Raw genomic sequence first — 5,081 nt, forward strand, 5'->3', positions numbered from 1 at the left:
CTGAACCTTGCTTTGCGGTCGGCTCGCTACTCAATCTGGAAGGTGACCAACGTATATAGTACGGAAACCATTCGGTGAGGTGTGATAGATGGTTCAGTGTTCTTGTGGCTAGGCGAGTGCTCAACCTTAACCTCGTCTGACGGCGCAATAGCAAGATACTGTCTGAAGGTACCATCGATCATAACCTAGGAATACATTGACAACGGGCCTGATGAAACCGTACAGTGGACCTTGACGGACCACCTGAACACGGTCCGGGACATCGCGAAGTACGATCCGGGCAGCAACATGACCACCGTGGTCAATCATCTCATCTATGACGCCTTCGGCAAGGTCACGTCGGAAAGTAATCCGGCGATTGATAGTCTCTTTTTATTCACCGGTGGACCGTTCGATAGTTGGACAAGCGGACCGACAGCAGGCCCCTCCGAAGCGGTGTTTCCCCGCGAGGGGGTTTCTGAAAAATCGGAGGGGCACGCCTGTCGTGTCCGGGGAAGCGGGATGGATCATCAATCGGTGTTCATCGGACCCGACGAGCGGGTCCCTTCGAGGGATGTTCCGGCGCGAAGGGTTTTCCGAAAGTTCGGAGGGGCACGCTTGTCGTGCCCGGTGTCCCCTGGTCACGGGGCGTCACCATCGTGGTAAGGGCAATTCATGAATGGCCCCTACCGGTGAACCCGTGTCGTACCCGGGAAGACGTGGCAAGAAGAAGTTTGCCTATTTTGACGAAATTGAGCGCCATTGAGCGCGCCCCGGCGGAAATAGGTAAACTTTTGGCCGGGCGTCAGAGCGATGGAACGCATGGGCGGATCGGGTTCGACCCTGACCGATTGCCTCGGTTTCACCCGGGTCACTGGGTTGGCGGGGCGTGTGCCAGCCTGACCGGTGCCATTCCGACCAATGGGCGATGTGGAGTTCGGCCCTCCATCGGTGGGATTGGCCGACCTGGAAGCCGTTCCACCAACAGGCCCGGGTTCCACGGCCAGCATCCAAGTTGTTTCCAAATCATGTGAGAGTCTGGAGGGCCCGGCTCCACCCCGGCCAACGGACGCCGTGGAAGCCGTTCCACCAGGAGATGGGACTGGACCGCCCAGTGGCGCTCGGGGCGATTTCTTCAGTGCCAATCGAGAGACGGGCCACGGGCCTTGCCGGGGTTACTGGTCTAGGGTATCTTGGCCGCGGTAAGATCTTCTTCTGTTGGAATAAGTGGAAGAATTGGGCAATCGTCCATCATTTAGGGTTACTGGGGAACGATACATGGCTAAGAAAAAGCAGTCTCGTAGCGGGGGAGATGGCAATAACGTCAAGGATTTTCGGCACGCAAATTCCAAGCGGAAGAATAACCCTCCGGCCGGGATCGCCCCCACTTATGAATCCCGGCAGCGAGAAACCAAGTCGTACCGCTACGATCCCCATTTGGATCCGCAACTGGTCTGGGCGGGCAAGGCCGAGCACACCTCGTTCGAGGTGGATGTCGTCTCGCTCCACATCCACGAGCGTATCTCCACCAAGGCCATTCTGCGAGCCGTGCGCCGACCGCAGCCAATTCAACCGGACCTGTTCGGCGAAACGCCCCTGCCAGCCGACCAACAGATCGAGTTCTACCAGCACGAGGTCGGCTGGGCCAACCGCCTCATTCTGGGCGACTCGCTGCTGGTGATGAACTCGCTGCTGGTCAAGGAGGGGATGGCGGGGAAGGTGCAGATGATCTACATTGATCCGCCCTACGGCATCAAGTATTCAAGCAACTTCCAGCCCCGCATTGACCGGCGCGATGTGAAGGACAAGGACGAGGACCTCACCCACGAGCCAGAGCAGATCAAGGCCTACCGGGACACCTGGAAGCTGGGCATCCACTCCTATCTCACCTACCTGCGGGATCGCCTGCTCTTGGCGCGGGAGCTGCTTACCGAGAGCGGCTCCATCTTCGTGCAGATCGGCGACGAGAACGTGCACCACGTGCGGGAGTTGATGGATGAGGTGTTTGGAGCGGGGAATTTTGTTGGACTAATAACTTTTAAGAAGACCGCGGGGCTGGGTACTGACACCCTTCCAGCGATTTGTGATTACCTGGTTTTTTATGCCAAAGAGAAGGTGAAGCACAAGTACCGACCGTTGTATGAGGAGAAAGACTTGGAGGGAGACCCGGCCTATGCAATGGTCCTTGAACCTTCTGGCACTTCACGGAGGATGACAGAAAAAGAAAGCCTAGACCATGGCCTGCTCCCAGCGGGTGGCCGTGTATTTCGCCACCAGATACTTCTTGCCGCAGGTCGAACGGAAAGTTGTATCTACCCGATAGAAATAAATGGCCAGTCATTTGCTCCTACAGCGGGGCGTAGTTGGGCGACAAACCCGGAAGGCATGAAACGACTCATAGCAGCGGGGCGAGTTGCTCGCACGGGGAACACTTTATCGTACGTGCGATTTGCGGAAGATTTTCCAGTCAATGCGGTCCCTAATCTGTGGACGGATACTGCGTCAGGCAGTGGAATGAAGAAAGTTTACGCTGTTCAAACCAATGAAAAAGTCATCCAACGCTGCATTTTGATGACCACCGACCCGGGCGACCTGGTGTTCGACCCGACCTGCGGTTCCGGCACCACGGCCTACTGCGCCGAGAAGTGGGGCCGGCGCTGGATCACCTGCGATACCTCCCGCGTGGCCCTGGCGATCGCCCGCCAACGCCTGATGACGGCCAAGTTTGACTATTACGAACTGTGTGACCCGGAGCGCGGCCCGGTGGGTGGTTTTGTCTACGAGACGGTGCCCCACATCACCCTGGAGAGCATCGCCAAGAACACCGAGATTGATGCCATCGCCGCCAAATATCAGCCGCAGATTGACCAGGCGCTGGCAGAGCTGAACAAGGCGCTCAGGGGTAAACGGATAGAAATTGAGGTCAAAGAAGGCGGTCGCGCGGGGCAATTCGTGGATTTTTCTGCCCCCGACAGTAAAACTGCGACGCTGCCGAGTGGGCAGAAGGTTAGGGTTAACGAGTTGCTGGAATGGGAAGTCCCCCGCGAGGTGCCCCATCCGATCTGGCCCAAGGAAGCCCACGACGCCTACTGGCAATTGCTGAAACTCAAGCGCTCGGGACAGTTGGGGGCGGAAGAGAAGGCGGCTGCTTTGTTAGAAACGGTCTATCGCCTGACCGGTCATCGCTGGGAGCGCCTCGAGGAGGTGCCCGACCCGATGCCTCCGGAAGGTTGGCCCGACGAGGCCAAAGCGGCCCTGGGGCGTTTCTGGGAGCTCAAGCGCCAGAAGCGAAAGGAGATCGACGAGAGCATCCAGCGCAACGCTCCACAAGAGACGCTTTACGACCGGCCCAAAGTGGTGCGCGGCGTGGTCCGCGTCTCCGGTCCGTTCACCGTCGAGGCCATTCCCGTGCCGGCGGTGGAAGACCCAACACAAACACCCATTCCGCAGTTTGAGGCAGAAGAGGCGCAAGCCCGTGTCAGCGACCGCGGAGGGGATTACCTGACGACGATGATCAACCTGCTCAAACAGCAGGGCGGGGTGCTCTTCCCCGGCGGGAAGCGACTGGAGTTGCAGGGTTTGCGACCATTGAACCTGGGATATTTGCATGCCGAGGCGGAAGCCGGGCAAAACGGGGAGGCGCTGCGGGTGGCGATCAGTTTTGGACCCCAACACGGGCCGGTGATTGCGCACCAAGTGCAGGAGGCGATCCCTACGGCCAAGATGAACGGCTACCAGGTGTTGATCGTGGCGGGATTTGCCTTTGATCCGGAGGCCCAGGCGCTCATCCAGAAGGCCCCGGTGGCGGGGCTTCAGGTGCATTTTGCCAACATCTCGCCCGATGTCTTGGTGGGCGATCTGCTCAAGACCACCCGTGCCAGCCAGATTTTCACCGTTTTCGGCCAGCCCGATGTGCGGGTGGAGAAGCAGAAGGACGGGACGTACATTGTGGAGCTGCGTGGCGTGGACATTTATGACCCGCTGACGGGCGAGGTACAGAGCACCCGGGGCGACGATGTGGCCGCCTGGTTTCTGGACACCGACTACGATGGCAAGACTTTCCACATTTGTCAGGCGTTCTTTCCTGGGGACGATAAGGCTTGGGAAAAGCTCGAGCGGGCGCTCAGGGCGCAGATTAACCCTGAGGCCTTTGAGCGGATGCGCGGCACTGTGTCGTTCCCCTTCCAGCCTAGCGAGCACAAACGCATTGCCGTGAAGGTGATTGATTTTCGGGGGAATGAGGTGGTGCGGGTGGTGAACCTACAGCAAAAGGAGCCAACTTACCATGGGTAAAAAGTACAAGAACCCTCCCCTTGTGGAGGCAGTCTGCGAGTTCAGGTTGACGCCTGATACACCCTGGGACCTCACGATTCCCGGCCTGTTTTATGAGAGGGTGAAGAATGCATTTCCTCAAAGAGAACAGCGCGTTGTTCAGGAAATTGAACTCTCGCAGGAGCCTCAGGGCCTTCGACAACAAATTCGCACCAGTGAGCGAATTGTGCTGTTTACTGAGGACAGAAAGATGCTCATCCAACTCGGTCCTCGTTTGCTGACGGTAAACGCCCTAAGACCGTACCCCACGTGGCAAGGCTTTAAGCCTCGGATCGAAATGGCCTGGAAAAGCCTAGAGGATGTGGTGGAGATCAAAGGTCTGCAACGCGTCGGCTTGCGCTATATCAACCGGGTTGAACTGTTTGCTCCAAAAGTCGAGGTGGAGCAGTACTTCGAATTCTATCCGTTCGTCGGCCCGAGGCTGCCACAGAATATGGTGTCCTTCATCGCGGGTAGCGAGTTCTCCTATGCAGAAGGAAGAGACCACTGCCGTGTGCAACTCACTCCCGAGCCTCATTTCTCTGAGGGTAGAAGTGCGTTCATTTTGGATATAGACTATTTCTTAGCACAGCCCACTGCTATTAAGTTTTCTGACGTTCTTGGTTGGATCGAAGAAGCACATAATCGGGTAGAGGAAGTCTTCGAAGGTTGCATAACCGATCTTTTAAGGGAACTGTTCGACGAGGTGAAGTGAGATGCCGAGCGTTGTCAGGCCTGAAATCTCAAAGGAAGGAGAACTTCATCTGTGGGGTGTGAATGAGACTCAATGG

Annotated in this window: 3 protein-coding genes; all 3 read left to right on the plus strand. The window is 57.4% G+C overall.

The window, feature by feature from the left end:
- The first annotated feature begins 231 nt into the window (after positions 1-231).
- Positions 232-645 carry a hypothetical protein gene (locus H5U08_RS09820; RefSeq protein WP_297032551.1) on the plus strand — a complete coding sequence of 138 codons (414 nt, stop codon included), beginning with the start codon at positions 232-234 and terminating at the stop codon, positions 643-645.
- 612 nt (positions 646-1,257) lie between these two features.
- Entirely contained in the window at positions 1,258-4,272 is a 3,015-nt protein-coding gene (locus H5U08_RS09825) for a site-specific DNA-methyltransferase (RefSeq protein ID WP_297032553.1), read from the plus strand.
- Positions 4,265-5,005 (plus strand): TIGR04255 family protein, encoded by a 741-nt coding sequence (locus tag H5U08_RS09830; protein WP_297032555.1) that lies wholly within the window; start codon positions 4,265-4,267, stop codon positions 5,003-5,005. The genes H5U08_RS09825 and H5U08_RS09830 overlap by 8 nt, the downstream gene beginning before the upstream one ends.
- Positions 5,006-5,081: the final 76 nt, after the last annotated feature.

This window comes from Thermogutta sp. (assembly GCF_014359955.1).
Taxonomy (GTDB): domain Bacteria; phylum Planctomycetota; class Planctomycetia; order Pirellulales; family Thermoguttaceae; genus Thermogutta.